The sequence below is a fragment of the Pseudomonas sp. CCOS 191 genome, assembly GCF_001007005.1.
Classification (GTDB): Bacteria; Pseudomonadota; Gammaproteobacteria; order Pseudomonadales; family Pseudomonadaceae; genus Aquipseudomonas; species Aquipseudomonas soli.
In genome coordinates this window covers 4,389,363-4,408,430 of record NZ_LN847264.1, presented here as the reverse complement: position 1 = coordinate 4,408,430, position 19,068 = coordinate 4,389,363, and the positions used below count along the sequence as shown (strand labels likewise).

The 19,068-nt window shown below is 60.9% G+C and carries 14 protein-coding genes; 13 read left to right on the top strand and 1 reads right to left on the bottom strand.

Going from position 1 to position 19,068, the window contains the following annotated elements:
- Positions 1-53: 53 nt before the first annotated feature.
- Positions 54-1,379 carry a TRZ/ATZ family hydrolase gene (locus tag CCOS191_RS19560; RefSeq protein ID WP_046856624.1) on the bottom strand — a complete coding sequence of 442 codons (1,326 nt, stop codon included), beginning with the start codon at positions 1,377-1,379 and terminating at the stop codon, positions 54-56.
- A gap of 111 nt (positions 1,380-1,490) precedes the next feature.
- Between CCOS191_RS19560 and mtnA the strand changes: the two genes are divergently transcribed.
- The 13 genes from mtnA to CCOS191_RS19495 all read left to right on the top strand — a co-directional run bounded on the left by mtnA (position 1,491) and on the right by CCOS191_RS19495 (position 19,066).
- A complete protein-coding gene (gene mtnA / locus CCOS191_RS19555) occupies positions 1,491-2,567 on the top strand; it encodes an S-methyl-5-thioribose-1-phosphate isomerase (protein ID WP_046856623.1) in 1,077 nt (358 codons plus the stop codon).
- Between the two features lie 248 nt (positions 2,568-2,815).
- Entirely contained in the window at positions 2,816-5,578 is a 2,763-nt protein-coding gene (gyrA, locus tag CCOS191_RS19550; RefSeq protein WP_046856622.1) for a DNA gyrase subunit A, read from the top strand.
- A 157-nt stretch (positions 5,579-5,735) separates the two neighbouring features.
- Positions 5,736-6,821 carry a 3-phosphoserine/phosphohydroxythreonine transaminase gene (gene serC / locus CCOS191_RS19545; RefSeq protein ID WP_046857873.1) on the top strand — a complete coding sequence of 362 codons (1,086 nt, stop codon included), beginning with the start codon at positions 5,736-5,738 and terminating at the stop codon, positions 6,819-6,821.
- The gene (gene pheA / locus CCOS191_RS19540; RefSeq protein ID WP_046856621.1) at positions 6,821-7,915 is read left to right on the top strand and encodes a prephenate dehydratase; all 1,095 of its coding nucleotides are present in this window, start codon (positions 6,821-6,823) and stop codon (positions 7,913-7,915) included. The genes serC and pheA overlap by 1 nt, the downstream gene beginning before the upstream one ends.
- Positions 7,916-8,111: 196 nt before the next feature.
- Positions 8,112-10,319 (top strand): bifunctional prephenate dehydrogenase/3-phosphoshikimate 1-carboxyvinyltransferase, encoded by a 2,208-nt coding sequence (locus CCOS191_RS19535; RefSeq protein WP_046857872.1) that lies wholly within the window; start codon positions 8,112-8,114, stop codon positions 10,317-10,319.
- A complete protein-coding gene (gene cmk, locus CCOS191_RS19530; RefSeq protein WP_046856620.1) occupies positions 10,316-11,002 on the top strand; it encodes a (d)CMP kinase in 687 nt (228 codons plus the stop codon). The genes CCOS191_RS19535 and cmk overlap by 4 nt, the downstream gene beginning before the upstream one ends.
- Positions 11,003-11,125: 123 nt before the next feature.
- Entirely contained in the window at positions 11,126-12,802 is a 1,677-nt protein-coding gene (gene rpsA / locus CCOS191_RS19525) for a 30S ribosomal protein S1 (RefSeq protein ID WP_046856619.1), read from the top strand.
- Between the two features lie 239 nt (positions 12,803-13,041).
- On the top strand, positions 13,042-13,338 hold the full coding sequence (gene ihfB, locus CCOS191_RS19520; RefSeq protein ID WP_023629327.1) for an integration host factor subunit beta: 297 nt from the start codon (positions 13,042-13,044) through the stop codon (positions 13,336-13,338).
- Between the two features lie 16 nt (positions 13,339-13,354).
- Positions 13,355-13,618: a lipopolysaccharide assembly protein LapA domain-containing protein gene (locus CCOS191_RS19515; RefSeq protein WP_046856618.1), complete on the top strand. Its 264-nt coding sequence runs from the start codon at positions 13,355-13,357 to the stop codon at positions 13,616-13,618.
- A gap of 544 nt (positions 13,619-14,162) precedes the next feature.
- Positions 14,163-15,623: a flippase gene (locus tag CCOS191_RS19510; RefSeq protein ID WP_172670902.1), complete on the top strand. Its 1,461-nt coding sequence runs from the start codon at positions 14,163-14,165 to the stop codon at positions 15,621-15,623.
- Positions 15,623-16,828: an EpsG family protein gene (locus CCOS191_RS19505; RefSeq protein WP_046856616.1), complete on the top strand. Its 1,206-nt coding sequence runs from the start codon at positions 15,623-15,625 to the stop codon at positions 16,826-16,828. The genes CCOS191_RS19510 and CCOS191_RS19505 overlap by 1 nt, the downstream gene beginning before the upstream one ends.
- Positions 16,821-18,032 (top strand): glycosyltransferase family 4 protein, encoded by a 1,212-nt coding sequence (locus CCOS191_RS19500; RefSeq protein ID WP_046856615.1) that lies wholly within the window; start codon positions 16,821-16,823, stop codon positions 18,030-18,032. Before CCOS191_RS19505 ends, CCOS191_RS19500 begins: the two co-directional genes overlap by 8 nt.
- Positions 18,029-19,066 (top strand): polysaccharide biosynthesis protein, encoded by a 1,038-nt coding sequence (locus tag CCOS191_RS19495; protein WP_046856614.1) that lies wholly within the window; start codon positions 18,029-18,031, stop codon positions 19,064-19,066. The genes CCOS191_RS19500 and CCOS191_RS19495 overlap by 4 nt, the downstream gene beginning before the upstream one ends.
- Positions 19,067-19,068: the final 2 nt, after the last annotated feature.

The window sequence follows — 19,068 nt, the reverse complement described above, 5'->3', positions numbered from 1 at the left end:
TCTGAATCTTCGATAAATAGTGTCGCGGGCCGGCAGCCGCAGCTACCGGCCGTTCATTCTTTGCGCCCGCCGATGCGGGCTCCCCAGGCGCGGGCGTTGGCGGCCAGCGCGGCTTCGTCCATCTGGCTCAGGCGGCGGTCCTCGACCAGTTGCTGCCCGGCGACCCAGACATCCTTCACGCAGTCGCGACCGGTGGCGTAGATCAGTTGTGAGACCGGGTCGTGCACCGGTTGCTGCGCCAGCCCCGACAGGTCGAAGACGGCCAGGTCGGCGGCCTTGCCCACTTCGAGCGAGCCAGTGATCGCCTCCAGTCCGAGGGCCCGGGCGCCATTGAGCGTGGCCATGCGCAGCGCCCGGTGGGCGTCCAGGGCGGTGGCCGAGCCGGCGACGGCCTTGGCCAGCAGCGCGGCGGTGCGGGTTTCACCGAGCAGGTCGAGGTCATTGTTGCTGGCGGCGCCATCGGTGCCGACGGCCACGTTCACCCCAGCCTGCCACAAGCGCTCCACCGGGCAGAAACCGCTGGCCAGCTTGAGGTTGGATTCGGGGCAGTGAACCACGCTGGTGTTGCTTTCTACCAGCAGCGCCAGGTCTTCGTCGCTGATCTGGGTCATGTGCACCGCTTGCAGGTTCGGGCCCAGCAGGCCCAGGCGCGCGAGGCGCGCCAGTGGCCGCTCGCCGTTGTCCTTGAGCGCCTGCTCGACTTCGCTGGCAGTCTCGTGGATGTGCATGTGCAGCGGTGCGTCCAGCTGGTCGGCGATCACCCGGATCTTCTCCAGGTTCTCGTCGCTCACCGTGTAGGGGGCGTGCGGGCCCAGGGCAATGGTGATGCGCGGGTGGTGGCGCAGCTCGCCGAACAGTTCGATGGCCAGGTGCAGGGCCTCGTCCGGGGTGCGTGCGCCGGGGATGGGGAAATCCAGCAGCGGCACGGCTATCTGCGCGCGGATGCCGCTGCGGTGCACGCGGTCGCAGGCCTCGCGGGGATAGAAATACATGTCGGCGAAGCAGGTGATGCCGCCCTTGAGCTGTTCGGCGATGGCCAGGTCGGTGCCGTCGGCCACGAAGGCCTCGTTCACCCAGCGACCCTCGGCGGGCCAGATGTGCTCCTGCAGCCAGGTCATCAGCGGCAGGTCGTCGGCCAGGCCGCGGAACAGGGTCATGGCGGCGTGGCCGTGGGCGTTGACCAGCCCGGGCGTCAGCAGGCAGTCGGGCAGCGTTCGCACTTCCCGCGCTTGTGGCGCCCGCTCGCGTGGGCCGAGCCAGGCGATCTGGCCGTCGCGGATACCCAGCGCATGGCCCTCCAGCACGACACCGGCCGGCTCGACGGGGACCAGCCAGTCCGGCACAAGCAGCAGGTCGAGGATGGGAGTGGCGATGGGCATGCGCGATATATACCTGGATCGGTTCGGCTAAACGCGCAGTATACCCGAGCGTCCGCGACGCAGGCTCGCTATAATCGCCGGCTTTTGATGCCAGGGCGACGGGGAGAGGCGATGCGCGAGCAACTGATGGCGGCGGAGACGGTGACGGGCATCGAGTGGCGCGACGGCGTGCTGCACCTGCTCGACCAGCGCCTGCTGCCGCTTGAGCAGTGCTGGCTGGCCTGCACCGAGGCGGCCGAGGTGGCTGAGGCGATCAGCGACATGGCCGTGCGTGGCGCTCCGGCGATCGGCATCTGCGCCGCCTACGGCCTGCTGCTGGCGCTGCGCCATCGCCTGGCCGAAGGCGAGGGCTGGGAAGAGAGCCTTGAAGAAGACTTCATGGTGCTCGGCGAGGCGCGGCCCACCCCGGCCAACCTGTTCTGGGCGCTCAACCGCATGCGTGAGCGCCTGCAGCGCCTGCGCCCGGATGAAGACGTGCTGAAGGTGATGGAGGCCGAGGCGGTGGCGATTCACCAGAGCGATCGCGAGGCCAACCTGACCATGGCCCAGTTCGGTGTCGAGCAGATCCGCAGGCACCAGGGCAGCGAGCAGGCCCTGCTTACCCACGGCAATGCCGGGGCCCTGGCCACCGGCGGCTTCGGTACCGCCCTGGGGGTGATCCGCGCCGCCACCCTGGAGGGCATGGTCGAGCAGGTCTATGCCTGCGAGTCGCGGCCGTGGCTGCAGGGTTCGCGCCTGACCGCCTGGGAGCTGGCCGCCGACGGTGTGCCGGTGACCGTGGTCGCCGACGCGGCGGCCGGGCACCTGATGAAGACCAAGGGCATCACCTGGGTGGTGGTCGGCGCCGACTGCATTGCCGCCAATGGCGATGTGGCGGCGAAGATCGGTACCTACCAGATGGCGGTGGCGGCCATGCATCACGGGCTGCGTTTCATGGTGGTGGCGCCGAGCACCAGCATCGATCTGAACCTGCCCACCGGCGAGGACATCCCGCTGGAGACCCGCGGCGAGGAAGAGTTGCTGGAGGTGTCCGGGATCCAGGTAACCGCTGATGTCGAGGCCTACAACCCGGTGGTCGATGTCACCCCGGCCGACCTGATCGACGTGATCGTCACCGAGAAGGGCGTGGTCGAGCGCCCGGATACCGCAAAAATCGCCCAGTTGATGTGCCGCAAACGCCTCCACTGAGGCGTTTTTCCATCCGTGCGGATGGTACTGTACGGCAACCTGCCATATCTCCCATGCGCGCAGCGTTTGTGATACCATCCGGCAGTTTCCAAGGCCGCTCTTTACCGCGGCCTTCATTGCGCAGATCCATGGCACAACTCATTGATTTGTCGTAAGTCGTCGCACCCCAATTGCGCTGCGGCGGCGAGCTTCGTTCGTCCTTCGAGGGATCAGGCGAAGTTTCACCAGAAAAAGGAATCAGGCTTCTCATGGGCGAACTGGCCAAAGAAATCCTCCCGGTCAATATCGAAGACGAACTGAGACAGTCTTACCTCGACTACGCGATGAGCGTTATTGTCGGGCGAGCGCTGCCCGATGCGCGTGACGGCTTGAAGCCCGTGCATCGTCGCGTTCTGTATGCGATGAGCGAACTGGGCAACGACTGGAACAAGCCGTACAAGAAATCCGCCCGTGTGGTCGGTGACGTGATCGGTAAGTACCACCCGCACGGCGACACCGCCGTGTACGACACCATCGTGCGCATGGCTCAGCCATTCTCGCTGCGCTACCTGCTGGTCGATGGCCAGGGCAACTTCGGTTCGGTGGACGGCGACAACGCCGCGGCCATGCGATACACCGAAGTGCGCATGTCCAAGCTGGCCCATGAGCTGTTGGCCGACCTGCACAAAGAGACCGTCGACTGGGTACCGAACTACGATGGTACCGAGCAGATCCCGGCGGTCATGCCGACCAAGATCCCCAACCTGCTGGTCAATGGCTCCAGCGGTATTGCCGTGGGCATGGCGACGAACATTCCGCCGCACAACCTCGGCGAAGTGATCGACGGCTGCTTGGCGCTGATCGACAACTCCGACATCACGGTCGATGAGCTGATGCAGTTCATCCCGGGGCCGGACTTCCCGACAGCGGGCCTGATCAATGGTCGCCAAGGCATCATCGAGGCCTATCGCACCGGCCGTGGCCGCATCTATATGCGTGCCCGCTCCGAGATCGAGGACATCGACAAGGTCGGTGGCCGCCAGCAGATCGTGGTCACCGAGCTGCCGTACCAGCTGAACAAGGCGCGCCTGATCGAGAAGATCGCCGAGCTGGTCAAAGAGAAGAAGATCGAAGGCATCACCGAGCTGCGCGATGAGTCCGACAAGGACGGCATGCGCATCGTCATCGAGCTGCGTCGCGGCGAGGTGCCGGAGGTGGTGCTCAACAACCTCTACCAGCAGACCCAACTGCAGAGCGTGTTCGGCATCAACATCGTTGCCCTGATCGACGGTCGCCCGCGCCTGCTGAACCTGAAGGACCTGCTCGAGGCGTTCGTTCGCCACCGTCGCGAGGTGGTCACCCGCCGCACCGTGTTCGAGCTGCGCAAGGCCCGCGAGCGTGGCCATATCCTTGAAGGCCAGGCGGTCGCGCTGTCCAACATCGACCCGGTCATTGCCCTGATCAAGGCCTCGCCGACGCCGTCCGAAGCCAAGGAAGCGCTGATCAGCACGGCCTGGGAGTCCAGCGCGGTACAGGTCATGGTCGAGCGTGCCGGTGCCGAGTCGTGCCGTCCGGAAGACCTGCCGGAGCAGTACGGCCTGCGCGAAGGCAAGTACTACCTGTCGCCGGAACAGGCCCAGGCGATCCTGGAGCTGCGCCTGCACCGCCTGACCGGCCTGGAGCACGAGAAGCTGCTGGCCGAGTACCAGGAGATCCTCGAGCAGATCGGCGAGCTGATTCGCATCCTCAGCAGCGCCGAGCGCCTGATGGAAGTGATCCGCGAAGAACTCGAAGCGATCCGCGCCGAGTACGGCGATGCCCGTCGCACCGAAATCCTCAATGCCAGCCACGACCTCAACTACGGCGACATGATCCCCGAAGAAGAGCGTGTGGTGACCATCTCCCACGGTGGCTACGCCAAGACCCAGCCATTGTCCGCGTACCAGGCCCAGCGCCGTGGTGGCAAGGGCAAGTCGGCCACAGGCGTCAAGGACGAGGACTACATCGAGCACCTGCTGGTCGCCAACAGCCACGCCACCCTGCTGTTGTTCTCCAGCAAGGGCAAGGTGTACTGGAAGAAGACTTACGAAATTCCCGAGGCCTCCCGCGCCGCCCGCGGCCGCCCGCTGGTCAACCTGCTGCCGCTGGAAGAAGGTGAGCGCATCACCGCCATGCTGCAGATCGATCTGGAGGCGCTGCAGCAGCACGCAGACCCAGAGGAAGAACTGGAAGACAGCGACGACAGCGTGATCGAAGGCGAGCTGGTGGAAGCCGAGGAGATCGACGAGGAAGACGGCGACACCCCTGAGTGGGCCGCCGAAGCGACCGGCGCCTACATCTTCATGGCCACTGCTTCCGGTACCGTCAAGAAGACTCCGCTGGTGCAGTTCGCCCGTCCGCGTTCCAACGGCCTGATTGCCCTGAAGCTCAAGGAAGGTGACACCCTGATCGCCGCCGCCATCACCGATGGCGCCAAGGAAGTCATGATGTTCTCCGACGCCGGCAAGGTGATCCGCTTCGCCGAGAGCGTGGTGCGCGAGATGGGCCGTACCGCCCGTGGCGTGCGCGGCATGAAGCTGGGCAAGGGTCAGCAGATCATTTCCATGCTGATTCCGGAGTCCGGCGCGCAGATCCTCACCGCTTCCGAGCGTGGTTTTGGCAAGCGCACCCCGCTGTCCAAGTTCCCGCGTCGCGGCCGTGGCGGCCAGGGCGTGATCGCCATGGGCACCAAGGGGCGCAACGGTCTGCTGATCGGCGCTATCCAGGTGCAGGAAGGCGAGGAAATCATGCTGATCTCCGACCAGGGCACGCTGGTGCGTACCCGGGTCGGCGAGGTGTCCAGCCTGGGCCGTAACACCCAGGGTGTCACGCTGATCAAGCTGGCCACCGACGAGACGCTGGTGGGGCTTGAGCGCGTCCAGGAACCCTCCGAGGAAGAGCTCGATGAGCTGATCGAGACGGACGAGGAGGGCGCCCCGCTCGATGCGGTGGGTGACGACGATGCCGGCACCGAAGAGGCGCCTCAGGAATAATCGATGCAACAACCCGAGCGGGGCGACCAAGGTCGCCCCGTTTGACTGATGAAGGTGGGGCATTGGCGCTGCAAGGCAGCCCCGGTGCCGGCGACACAGTCTTGACTGGTCGGCAGCGAATTACGATTTTGTTCTATTTGGCAGAGCGAGAGTGGATGTGAGCAAACGAGCCTTTAACTTCTGCGCAGGCCCTGCCGCGCTTCCTGATGCCGTGCTGCAGCGCGCCCAGGCCGAGATGCTGGACTGGCGCGGCAAGGGTCTGTCGGTGATGGAAATGAGCCATCGCAGCGACGACTATGTGGCTATCGCCGAAAAGGCCGAGCAGGACCTGCGCGACCTGCTGTCCGTCCCCTCCAACTACAAGGTGCTGTTCCTGCAGGGCGGCGCCAGCCAGCAGTTCGCCGAGATTCCACTGAACCTGCTGCCGGAAAATGGCACCGCCGACTACGTCGAGACCGGTATCTGGTCGAAGAAGGCCATCGAGGAAGCGCGCCGCTTCGGCACTATCAACGTTGCTGCCAGCGCCAAGCCCTACGACTACCTGGCCATCCCGGGCCAGAACGAGTGGCAGCTGACCCGCAACGCCGCCTACGTGCACTATGCGTCCAACGAGACCATTGGTGGCCTACAGTTCGACTGGGTGCCCGAGACTGGTGACGTCCCGCTGGTGGTCGACATGTCCTCGGACATCCTGTCGCGCCCGATCGACGTGTCGCAGTACGGCCTGATCTATGCCGGCGCGCAGAAGAACATCGGCCCGAGTGGCCTGGTGGTGGTGATCGTGCGTGAAGACCTGCTGGGTCGTGCCCGCAGCAGCTGCCCGACCATGCTCGACTACAAGGTGTCGGCCGACAACGGCTCGATGTACAACACTCCGGCCACCTATTCCTGGTACCTCTCGGGCCTGGTGTTCGAGTGGCTCAAGGAGCAGGGCGGCGTCGAGGCCATGGAGCAGCGCAACCGCGCCAAGAAAGAGCGCCTGTACGGCTTCATCGATGCCAGCGAGTTCTACACCAACCCGATCAGCGTCAACGCCCGTTCGTGGATGAACGTGCCGTTCCGCCTGGCCGATGAACGTCTGGACAAAGCCTTCCTGGCTGGCGCCGATGCCCGTGGCCTGCTCAACCTCAAGGGCCATCGTTCGGTTGGTGGCATGCGTGCCTCGATCTACAACGCCTTGGGCCTGGAGGCTGTCGAGGCGCTGGTGCAGTACATGGGTGAATTCGAGAAGGAGCACGGCTGATGTCCGATCAGGAGCTCAAGGCTCTGCGTGTGCGCATCGACAGTCTCGACGAGAAGATCCTCGAGCTGATCAGCGAGCGCGCCCGTTGCGCCCAGGAAGTGGCCAAGGTCAAGACCGCATCGTTGCCTGAAGGCGAGGCGCCGGTGTTCTACCGTCCCGAGCGCGAGGCCGCGGTGCTCAAGCGCGTCATGGAGCGTAACCAGGGGCCGCTGGACAACGAAGAGATGGCGCGGCTGTTCCGCGAGATCATGTCCTCCTGCCTGGCGCTCGAAGAGCCGCTGAAAGTTGCCTACCTCGGCCCTGAGGGGACCTTCACCCAGGCCGCAGCCATGAAGCACTTCGGCCATGCCGTGGTCAGCCGCCCGATGGCGGCCATCGACGAGGTGTTCCGCGAAGTGGCGGCGGGTGCGGTCAATTTCGGCGTGGTGCCGGTGGAGAACTCCACCGAGGGCGCCGTCAGCCACACGCTGGACAGCTTCCTCGAGCATGACATGGTGATCTGCGGCGAGGTCGAGCTGCGTATCCACCATCACCTGCTGGTGGGCGAGAACACCAAGACCGACAGCATCACTCGCATCTACTCCCATGCCCAGTCGCTGGCCCAGTGCCGCAAGTGGCTGGACGCCCATTACCCGAACGTCGAGCGCGTGGCTGTGTCGAGCAACGCCGAGGCGGCCAAGCGGGTCAAGGGCGAGTGGAATTCGGCGGCGATCGCCGGCGACATGGCGGCCAACTTGTATGGTCTGACCCGTCTGGCCGAAAAGATCGAGGACCGCCCGGACAACTCCACGCGCTTCCTGATGATCGGTAACCAGGAAGTACCGCCGACCGGCGACGACAAGACTTCGATCATCGTCTCCATGAGCAACAAGCCGGGTGCTCTGCACGAGCTGCTGGTGCCGTTCCACGAAAACGGCATCGACCTCACGCGCATTGAGACCCGTCCGTCGCGCAGCGGCAAGTGGACCTACGTGTTCTTCATCGATTTTGTCGGCCATCATCGTGATCCGCTGATCAAGGCGGTGCTCGAGCAGATCAGCCAAGAGGCTGTGGCGCTGAAGGTGTTGGGCTCTTATCCGAAAGCGGTGCTTTGATCGATTTTGTTGGGGCCGCTTTGCGGCCCATCGCCGGCAAGCCGGCTCCCACAGGGAGTGGCGTGTTGCTGGCCCATGTGGGAGCTGGCTTGCCAGCGATGGGCTGCGCAGCAGCCCCCTGCGGTCTCAATGACTGGCATGTTTTTGAACAGGGTTTGCACTCGTGGTTGATGCTGTAACAAACAAATCCACACCGATTGTCGGTCGCCTGGTCGTGGTCGGCCTCGGTCTGATCGGCGGCTCCTTCGCCAAGGGCCTGCGCGAAAGTGGCCTGTGCCGCGAAGTGGTCGGCGTCGACCTCGACGCCGAGTCGCGCAAACAAGCCGTGGCGCTGGGCGTGGTCGATCGCTGCGAGGCAGACCTTGCGGCCGCTTGTGTCGGCGCCGACGTCATCCAGTTGGCTGTGCCGATCCTGGCCATGGAGAAAGTCCTGGCTCGCCTGGCCCAGCTCGACCTGGGTAATGCGGTGATCACCGACGTGGGCAGTGCCAAGGGCAATGTGGTGCGTGCCGCGCGCGAGGCATTTGCCGAGCGCCTGCCGCGTTTCGTGCCGGGGCACCCGATCGCCGGATCGGAGCAGAGCGGGGTGGAGGCCTCCAATGCGGCGCTGTTCCGTCGGCACAAGGTGATCCTCACTCCGCTGGCGGAAACCGAGCCGGGCGCGCTCGCCCTGGTCGATCGCCTCTGGCGAGCGCTGGATGCCGATGTCGAGCATATGTCGGTGGAGCGCCATGATGAAGTGCTAGCCGCCACCAGTCATCTGCCGCACCTGCTGGCCTTCGGCCTGGTCGACTCGCTGGCCAAACGCAATGAAAACCTGGAAATCTTCCGGTACGCTGCGGGAGGCTTCCGCGATTTCACGAGAATCGCCGGCAGCGACCCGATCATGTGGCACGACATCTTCCTCGCCAACCGCGAGGCGGTCCTGCGCACTCTCGATACATTTCGCAGCGATCTCGACGCCCTGCGCGACGCGGTCGATGCTGGGGACGGGCACCAACTGCTGGGCGTGTTCACCCGCGCCCGGGTTGCCCGCGAGCATTTCAGTAAAATCCTTGCCCGTCGGGCCTATGTGGACGCTATGAACGCCAACGATCTGATTTTCCTGGCCCAACCGGGTGGCCGCGTGTCCGGACGGATCCGCGTACCTGGCGACAAATCGATTTCCCATCGCTCGATCATGCTCGGCTCGCTGGCCGAGGGCACGACCGAAGTCGAAGGTTTCCTCGAGGGTGAAGACGCCCTGGCGACCTTGCAGGCCTTCCGTGACATGGGCGTGGTCATCGAAGGGCCGCACCATGGTCGCGTGACCATTCACGGTGTTGGCCTGCACGGCCTGAAGCCGCCGCCCGGCCCGCTGTACGTGGGTAACTCCGGCACCTCGATGCGCCTGCTGTCCGGCCTGCTGGCAGCGCAGTCGTTCGACACCACCATGACCGGCGACGCCTCGCTGTCCAAGCGCCCGATGAATCGCGTGGCCAATCCGCTGCGTGAAATGGGTGCCGTGGTCGAGACCGGCCCCGAAGGTCGTCCGCCGCTGACCATCCGTGGTGGGCACAAGCTCAAGGCGCTGAACTACACGCTGCCGATGGCCAGTGCCCAGGTCAAGTCGTGCCTGCTGCTGGCCGGCCTGTACGCCGAAGGCACCACCACTGTCACCGAGCCTGCGCCGACCCGTGATCACACCGAGCGCATGCTGCGCGGCTTCGGCTACGCGGTCGAGTCGAACGGTCCGGTAGCCTCCCTGCAGTCCGGTGGCAAGCTCACCGCCACCCGCATCGAGGTGCCGGCGGATATTTCCTCCTCAGCGTTCTTCCTGGTGGCAGCGTCCATCGCCGAGGGTTCCGAGCTGGTCCTGGAGCACGTTGGCATCAACCCGACCCGCACTGGCGTTATCGACATCCTGCGCCTGATGGGCGGCGACATCACCCTGGAAAACCAGCGTGAAGTCGGCGGCGAGCCGGTGGCCGACCTGCGCGTGCGTGGCGCCAGGCTCAAGGGTATCGACATCCCGGAAGAGCTGGTGCCGCTGGCCATCGACGAGTTCCCGGTGCTGTTCGTCGCCGCCGCCTGCGCCGAAGGGCGTACCGTGCTGCGTGGCGCCGAAGAGCTGCGGGTCAAGGAGTCGGACCGCATCCAGGTGATGGCCGACGGCCTGATCGCCCTGGGCGTGAAGTGTGAGCCGACCCCGGACGGCATCATCATCGACGGCGGCCAGATCGGCGGCGGCGAAGTGCACGGCCACGGCGACCATCGCATCGCCATGGCCTTCAGCATCGCCTCGCTGCGCGCCAGCGCGCCGATCGTGATCCATGACTGCGCCAACGTCGCCACGTCGTTCCCCAACTTCCTGGCGCTGTGCAAGGAAGTCGGCATCCGCGTCGCCGAAGAGGGCAAGTCGTGAATTCGCAAGCACCGGTCATCACCATCGACGGGCCGAGTGGCTCGGGCAAGGGCACCGTGGCGGGGCTCCTGGCCCGCGAGCTGGGCTGGCGCCTGCTCGATTCCGGCGCCCTGTACCGCCTGCTGGCGTTCAACGCCAACAACCATGGCGTCGACCTGACCAACGAAGAGCTGCTCAAGGCGCTGGCCGCGCATCTGGACGTACAGTTCGTCGCGGCGGAGCCGGGCAAGCTGCAGCAGATCATTCTCGAAGGTGAGGATGTCAGCAATGCCATTCGCACCGAGACAGTCGGTGCCGGGGCCTCGATGGTCGCCTCGCTGCCCGCGGTGCGCGAGGCGCTGCTGCAGCGCCAGCGTGCTTTCCGTGAGGCCCCCGGGCTGATCGCCGACGGTCGCGACATGGGTACCGTGGTGTTCCCGGACGCGCCGTTGAAGGTGTTCCTTACCGCCAGTGCCGAGGAACGTGCCCGTCGCCGTTACCTGCAGTTGAAGGGCAAGGGCGAAGATGTTAGTCTGTCGAGTCTGCTAGATGAGATCCGTGCGCGTGATGAGCGCGACACCCAGCGTGCAGTGGCCCCGCTCAAGCCGGCGGCCGATGCAATCCAGCTGGATTCCACGGAGTTGTCCATCGAACAGGTGCTGCAACGCATCAGAAGCGAGCTCGCCCTGCGCGACCTGGCCTGATGGAGAGGAGAGCCGGCAGGGGCACCAGTCAACGTCCTGCCAGCGCTTCTTAACTTAACGAAACCCACATTGTCTGGAATGTGGCTATGGGCGTCTTTTTCGCCCGAATCTACAGGAATTAAAATGAGCGAAAGCTTTGCAGAACTCTTTGAAGAAAGCCTGAAAACCCTCAATCTTCAGCCGGGTGCAATCATCACCGGTATCGTTGTCGACATCGACGGCGACTGGGTTACCGTACACGCTGGCCTGAAGTCCGAGGGTGTCATCCCGCTCGAGCAGTTCTACAACGAAACTGGCGAACTGACCATCAAGGTCGGTGACGAAGTTCACGTTGCGCTGGACGCGGTCGAAGACGGCTTCGGCGAAACCAAGCTGTCCCGTGAAAAAGCCAAGCGCGCCGAGTGCTGGATTGTTCTGGAAGCTGCTTTCGCTGCTGAAGAAGTGGTCAAGGGCGTTATCAACGGTAAGGTTAAAGGCGGCTTCACTGTCGACGTTAACGGCATCCGTGCGTTCCTGCCGGGCTCCCTGGTTGATGTCCGCCCAGTGCGCGACACCACCCACCTCGAAGGCAAAGAGCTGGAATTCAAGGTCATCAAGCTGGACCAGAAGCGCAACAACGTTGTCGTTTCCCGTCGCAGCGTCCTGGAAGCCGAAAACAGCGCCGAGCGCGAAGCTCTGCTGGAATCGCTGCAGGAAGGCCAGCAGGTCAAAGGTATCGTCAAGAACCTCACCGACTACGGTGCGTTCGTTGACCTGGGCGGCGTTGATGGTCTGCTGCACATCACCGACATGGCCTGGAAGCGTATCAAGCACCCGTCCGAGATCGTCAACGTTGGTGACGAGATCGACGTCAAGGTCCTGAAGTACGATCGTGAGCGCAACCGCGTTTCGCTGGGCCTGAAGCAACTGGGCGAAGACCCATGGGTTGCTATCAAAGCCCGTTACCCAGAGAGCACTCGCGTGACTGCTCGCGTTACCAACCTGACCGACTACGGCTGCTTCGCTGAGCTGGAAGAAGGCGTTGAAGGTCTGGTACACGTTTCCGAAATGGACTGGACCAACAAGAACATCCACCCGTCGAAAGTCGTTCAGGTTGGCGACGAAGTGGAAGTCATGGTTCTGGACATCGACGAAGAGCGTCGTCGTATCTCCCTGGGCATCAAGCAGTGCAAGTCCAACCCATGGGAAGACTTCTCCGGCCAGTTCAACAAGGGTGACAAGATCACCGGTACCATCAAGTCGATCACCGACTTCGGTATCTTCATCGGCCTGGACGGCGGCATCGACGGTCTGGTTCACCTGTCCGACATCTCCTGGAACGAAGCCGGCGAAGAAGCCGTGCGTCGCTTCAAGAAGGGCGACGAGCTGGAAACCGTCATCCTGTCGGTTGACCCAGAGCGCGAGCGCATCTCCCTGGGCATCAAGCAGCTGGAAGACGATCCGTTCTCCAACTTCGTTGCTGTCAACGACAAGGGCGCTATCGTCAAGGGTATCGTCAAGGAAGTTGACGCCAAGGGCGCTATCGTGACCCTGGCCGACGACATCGAAGCTACTCTGAAGGCTTCCGAAATCAGCCGTGATCGCGTTGAAGACGCTCGTAACGTGCTGAAGGAAGGCGAAGAGATCGAAGCCAAGATCATCAGCGTCGACCGCAAGTCCCGCGTCATCAGCCTGTCCATCAAGTCGAAGGACGATGCTGAAGAGCGCGAAGCCATCCAGAGCCTGAAAAACGCTCCGGAAGCGGCTGCCGACACCACCATGGCCGCGCTGCTGCGCGAAGCTATGGCCAAGCAGAACTGAGTTCTGTTTGATCGGTAAAAAGGGCGACCCTCGGGTCGCCCTTTTTTGTGCTTGTGATTTCTCAGCAGGGGTGAGGCCTCAGGTGCCCTGGCCCGATTCCTGGCGGCTTGTCACGGCTGTGAACAAATCCTTACCTTGAATTTTTTTGTTTAGTCAAGAACCGGCCTGTTCAAATCGCTCGGAGCGTGCTACAAACTGATTAAGCAATGATCTAGCTGCTTGATAACGAAGGGAAAAATATGACGAAGTCGGAGCTGATCGAACGTATTGTCACCCATCAGGGGCTACTCTCGTCCAAGGACGTCGAGTTGGCCATCAAGACCATGCTTGAGCAGATGTCGCAGTGCCTGGCGACCGGGGATCGTATCGAGATCCGTGGCTTCGGCAGCTTTTCCCTGCACTACCGCGCGCCCCGCGTAGGTCGCAACCCCAAGACCGGTCAGTCGGTCAGCTTGGACGGCAAGTACGTGCCACACTTCAAGCCCGGCAAGGAGCTGCGTGATCGGGTCAATGAAGACGAGCACGAGCACACTTGAGTGAAGGAGTAATCTGATGCGTAATCTCAAGCGCGCTTTGGCGGCGTTGTTCGTACTGCTGCTGGCGGCCGTGGTGCTGTTCTTTGTGCTGGAGAACCAGCAGGGCGTTTCCCTGGTGCTGTTCGGTTGGTCGGCGCCGGCCATGCCTGTAGCGGTGCTGATGTTGCTTGCGCTGGTGCTCGGTCTGGCTATTGGTCCTCTGTTGGGGGCATACGCCTTGATGCGTGGCAAGCGCAAAATTCGTGTCTCTGCTCGTCAGGCAGCGCTGTCGGGGAATTAGAGAAAAGTCTTACGCTGGCTCAAGATTTTTTTCCTTTGTTGGTGTCAGGGATGGTGCGTTAATGGCGCTATTCCTCTTCCGTTCATCAAAGAGTGGCGTAATGCATTTGCCTGCAATTCCCTGCCGCAGTGGAATATGCGAAATCATCGGTTCTTGTCGCCGCCCTCAAGCAAGAAATGCGCGAGTCTGCTGACCAGGTTGTGGTCTGGGGCGGGAGTGGGATGCTTGACCAGGCAAGAAGCGGGGTGGTCTTGGTTTTGATGCGCGTTGCTTTCATCTTCTGGTTGGTTCCTTAGGCGGTCCTGAGCAAAGTGGCCGGATTCCACCACTCTTTGCCCAGGCTTTCGTGCGCGACGTAGCCAGGTCCGGTAGCTTTGTGTCTTTCGATCCGATCTTTAACCCGCCCGGGTGGGTGTTGTTACGGTATCATGGCTGGTTGGGCTAGATCGGGTGGCTGTGCTGCAGATCATTCGTCAGAGCAGCGCCAGGGCTGTGCGGGCATTGGCAGAAATGAATGAACAATTGATAGACCCTTATGAGCTCGATGTCGAAAGTTGTTAAAGGCGCGATCCTTAACCTTGGTGGGTTGGGTCTGCCCATGATCGTTGCGGTTTTCACCATTCCCTACCTTATCCATTTGCTCGGTGCCGAGAAGTTCGGCCTGCTTGCGTTGATGTGGGCTGTGGTCAGCTATGCCGGAATCTTCGACCTGGGCTTGGGGCGCGCGCTGACCATGCAGATTGCCATGTTCGATCGCCAGGCTTGTTTGTCGACACTTGGCGCGATCATCGGCACAGCTTATGTGCTCATGGCCGCGGTCAGTATCGTGCTGGGTGTTTTGATTTTCCTGATCAGTGGCGAAATAGTCAGTTTGGTGAAGGGGGTGACCGACCCACAGGAAACCGTTACTGCTTTTCAAGTGATGTCCGTCTCCATACCGTTCATCATCCTTGCGTCGGGTTTTCGTGGGGTGCTTGAAGCGCGCCAGGCGTTCGGCAGAGTGAATGCGGTGCGATTGCCGCTGGGCGTCTATACCTTCGTTGGGCCAGTCCTGGTGGGTATGATTTTCGGAGCGCGTCTGGACTTGATTGCCGTTGTTCTTGTGCTTGGTCGGGTCCTGGCCTGCGCAGTCTACTGGCATTCTGCGCGTCGGCATGTGGCGCCGATCGAGCATGGGCAGCTCGCGTGGGATCGCCGTCACGTAAAATCACTTTGTGCCAGTGGTGGATGGCTGTCGGTTGCCAGCGTGGTGGGGCCGATTATGACCTATGCGGATCGCTTCGTGCTTGGTGGCTTGGTGTCAGCCAATGCAGTGGCCTTTTATGTCACACCTAATGAACTGGTCACCAAGCTGTGGATCCTTCCCGGAGCGCTGACGGCTGTTCTGTTCCCATTGTTTTCCGGCGGATTCTCCAGTTCGGACCGCAAGGCAACTCGCCATCTGTTTGATTTATCGAGTGCGGCCATCTTTGGTATCATCGCGCCCCTGTCTTTGGCCTTGGCAGTGCTTTCCTACGATGTGTTGGCGCTGTGGGTTGGTGCAGAATTTGCCCGCGAGGGCCAGATGTTGCTCGTGATCTTCGCTTTTGCAATTCTTGTAAATTGCATGGCTCACGTTCCGCTCACGTTATTGCAAGGTACGGGCAGTGCCAGGGCGGTTGCCCTGCTGCAGGTGATCGAGATACCGATCTTCCTCGGAGTGCTGTGGGGCCTTACTCTTCACTTTGGTGTGCTTGGCGCCGCTTACGCCTGGGTGGTCAGAGCTGTATTCGACACAGCTTTCATGATGTACCTTGCCTGCACCAAGTTGGACGCGCCATTCATGGGGCGTCTAACGATGGTGTTTGCCGGGGTCATTGTCCTTCTGGGCGTGTACAGCGTAGTGAAGGACTGGGGGATTGCTGAGCGGCTGTTGGTGATTGGCTTTGTCGGAGTCTTATCGGCTGTGGCCCTGGTCCTGATGATGACAAGGTCCATCAAGTTGAAGCCCAAGACTGAAGCCTGATGGAATTGGCAAGCCGCTTTCTGGACATCTATACCCTGATGCTCGTCGCCGTCTGGGTCGCGGCGGTTTGGGCGTGGGTGTTGAGAAGGGCGGCGCCTGGTGCCGAACAGTTGCTTTTCATAGGGCTTGCGCTGTTGCTCATGGTCTTTTCGGCCGCGCGTTATCAAACGGGTTACGATTGGCCGGCCTATGAAGAGTTCTATGTACAGGGCGACAACCTGAGCGGCAAGTATGAGTTCGAGCCCGGTTTCAGGTGGTTGGTGGAGCTGTTTCGATACTGGCGCCTGGATTTTACGACCTTCCAGTTTGTCTTGAGCGCCGCCCAGGTATTGTTTACTGCGTTGTTCATTCGAAAGTTCTTTCAAGGTTTGGCACTGCTCGCGCTAGCGGTGTATTACACAGTGCCCGATTTGTACCTGATCAATGCATTTTCACTGATGCGCCAAGGGCTTGCCCTGTCTCTCTTCCTCTGTGGGGCGGCCTATTTCTTCGAGCGCAAGCCGTGGCTCACCTGCCTGTTTTTCGCATCGGCGATGCTGTTCCATATCTCCAGCGCTTTCGCTATCGGGGTGTTTCTGGTCATTCGCTGTGTCGGTGTGAGCCCGATGGTGGCGGTGCCGGTGGTGGGGGCTCTGGCGGCCAGCTACTTGGCCAATATCAACATCCTCGGTGGCCTGATCCAACTGGCGGCAACCTGGCCGCCATTGCAGAAGTATGCGATCTATCAAGGGCTTGACACGCCAAGCGCGAGCATTCTTTACAAATTACTGTTCGTGACGCTTTTTCTCACGCTGTTCTACCTGGCGTGCTACCGCAGGCGTATGCAGTTGCGTGAAGGCGAGTACACGCAAGCGCAAGCGTTCAATTTTGCTCTGGCCTGCGCCGCAGTCTCGATCAGTCTAGTGTTCTGGGCCTATCCAACATTTTTGTCGAGATTCCAGGCTTTTTTTATATTTTTCTTGCTGGGTTACACGTGGCCAGTGTTCGACTTTTCCAAAAGCTTGAATAGGGGGGTGCTATGGTGTGTCATCTTTGGCGTATGCACTGCGCTCTATGCGAAATTTGTATTGACTCATATTTCAATGGTCTACTTCCCTTATCAGAGCCTGTTTCAGAGGGATATAGAGTTGCGTAGCACCGGTTCTGAAAGGGTTGATGAGTTGCACAAGGAGTTACAAAGGTTATGGCGAGGCGCGGATGAGTAAGGTGTTGCTGTTGACGACCAAGTACCCGTGTGGAGCGGGTGAGGGCTGGCTGACCAATGAGCTGGCTGAGTGCTTTTCGCGTGAAGGCAAGCGAGTTTCTGTGCTGGCGCTGAGCTGGGAGTATGCCGATGGTGGTAACGCGGTTATCGACCTGAATGGGGTGAAGGTCTATCGCCAGCGGCTTTGGCGCTTTTTTTATAAAAAGAACTTCATCTGTGCCATGCTGAAGATCTTTATGTTTTCCCTGCTGGTCAGATTGCGCTACAGGCGGAAAATCATGGAGGCCGACCTGATCGTTGCAACAACACCCTGTATTGTAATTTGGGGTTTGCTGGATTTTTTCTGGACTAAACCAAAGGCTAAAAAATATCTGATTTTGTGGGATTTTTTCCCCTATTACATGCGTGATCTGTGGTCGGGTGGGCGCAGCAAGCTCTTCAGCTTCTTCGTGAGTTGGGAGAACCGCCTGTATAAAAAATTCGATGCAATCGGTTGCATGACCAAGGGCAGTGCCGAATTTTTACAGGCGAACTATGAAGTTGATGCCGGGCGGGTCAGCCAGCTGCCGCTGTGGACCAAGCAGTTGCCCAAGGTGGAAATATCCGCTGCGCAGCGCAAAGCCATTCGGGAGCAGTACGGCATTGCAGAGCATGCCTTCGTGTCCGTCTATGGTGGTGCCATGTCTGTGGTCCAGGGGCTGGACAATATTCTGAATCTGGCCGCGAGTCTGAAAGGGCGCGAGGATCATCAGTTCGTCTTTATCGGGCGAGGCAGCGAGTTGCCCCGGCTCAAGGCGCGTGCGCAGGACGAGCAATTGCACAATGTATTGTTTGTCGATTATGTGCCGCGCGATGAGTATGAAAAAGTAGTGGCTGTATGTGATGTGGGCATTGTCTCCTTGTCGGGGCAGCACGCAGTGCCGAGTTTTCCTTCGAAATCCATTGACTATCTGAAAGTCGGGTTACCGATTCTTGCGTCTATCGACAGGTACACCGAGTTTGGCAGCATTCTGGTCGATGACATGAAGGCAGGTTTGTGGGTAGAGGCAGGCGATCCGGCGAGTCTGGGCCAGGCACTTGAAAAAATGCGCCAAGATAGCGTATTTTTGGCGCGCTGCGCGTCAAACGGCCGGCATTATTACGAGCAGGAAATGAAAGTCGAATCTGCTACCAGCAACATTTTATCAGCATGTGAGAAAGTATGAATTTCAAAGGTAAAACCCTCCTGATCACAGGTGGTACCGGGTCGTTTGGCAATGCCGTGCTCAAAGGCTTCCTCGATACGGATATTGGTGAGATCCGTATTTTCAGTCGTGATGAGAAAAAACAGGATGACATGCGCAAGCGCTACACCAGCGACAAGCTGAAGTTTTATATCGGCGACGTGCGTGACTATCAAAGTATCCTGGCTGCCAGCCGTGGTGTTGACTACATCTTCCATGCTGCGGCGCTCAAGCAAGTCCCTTCCTGTGAGTTTCACCCGCTTGAGGCGGTGAAGACCAACGTGCTGGGCACCGAAAACGTGTTGGAAGCGGCAATCCAGAACGAAGTGAAGCGCGTGGTCTGCCTGAGTACCGACAAGGCCGTCTATCCGATCAATGCCATGGGGATCTCCAAGGCCATGATGGAAAAGGTCATGGTCGCCAAATCCCGTAATGTGGATGAGAAGAAAACGGTCATCTGTGGCACGCGCTACGGAAACGTGATGGCCTCTCGTGGCTCGGTCATCCCTTTGTTCATTGACCAGATCCGTGCCGGCAAACCGCTGACCCTTACCGATCCCAGCATGACACGCTTCATGATGACCCTGGCCGATGCCGTGGATCTCGTCCTGTATGCGTTCGAACACGGCAACAATGGCGACCTGTTCGTACAAAAAGCGCCGGCTGCGACCGTTGAGACGCTGGCCCAGGCACTGACTGCCATGGTCGGGCAGCCAGATCACCCGATTCAGGTAATCGGCACCCGTCATGGTGAAAAACTGTTCGAGGCGCTGCTTAGTCGCGAAGAGATGGCCTGTGCCGAGGACATGGGCAACTACTTCCGAGTTCCGCCAGACTTGCGCGACCTGAACTACGCCAAGTTTGTGGAGGAGGGGGAAACCAAGATCTCTCGCACGGAAGACTACAACTCGCACAACACCGAGCGCCTGGACGTGGAGGGCATGCAGCAACTGCTGCTCAAGCTCGACTTCATGCGTGCCATCCAGCGTGGCGAAAACGCTGCGCCCGAGGAGTAAGC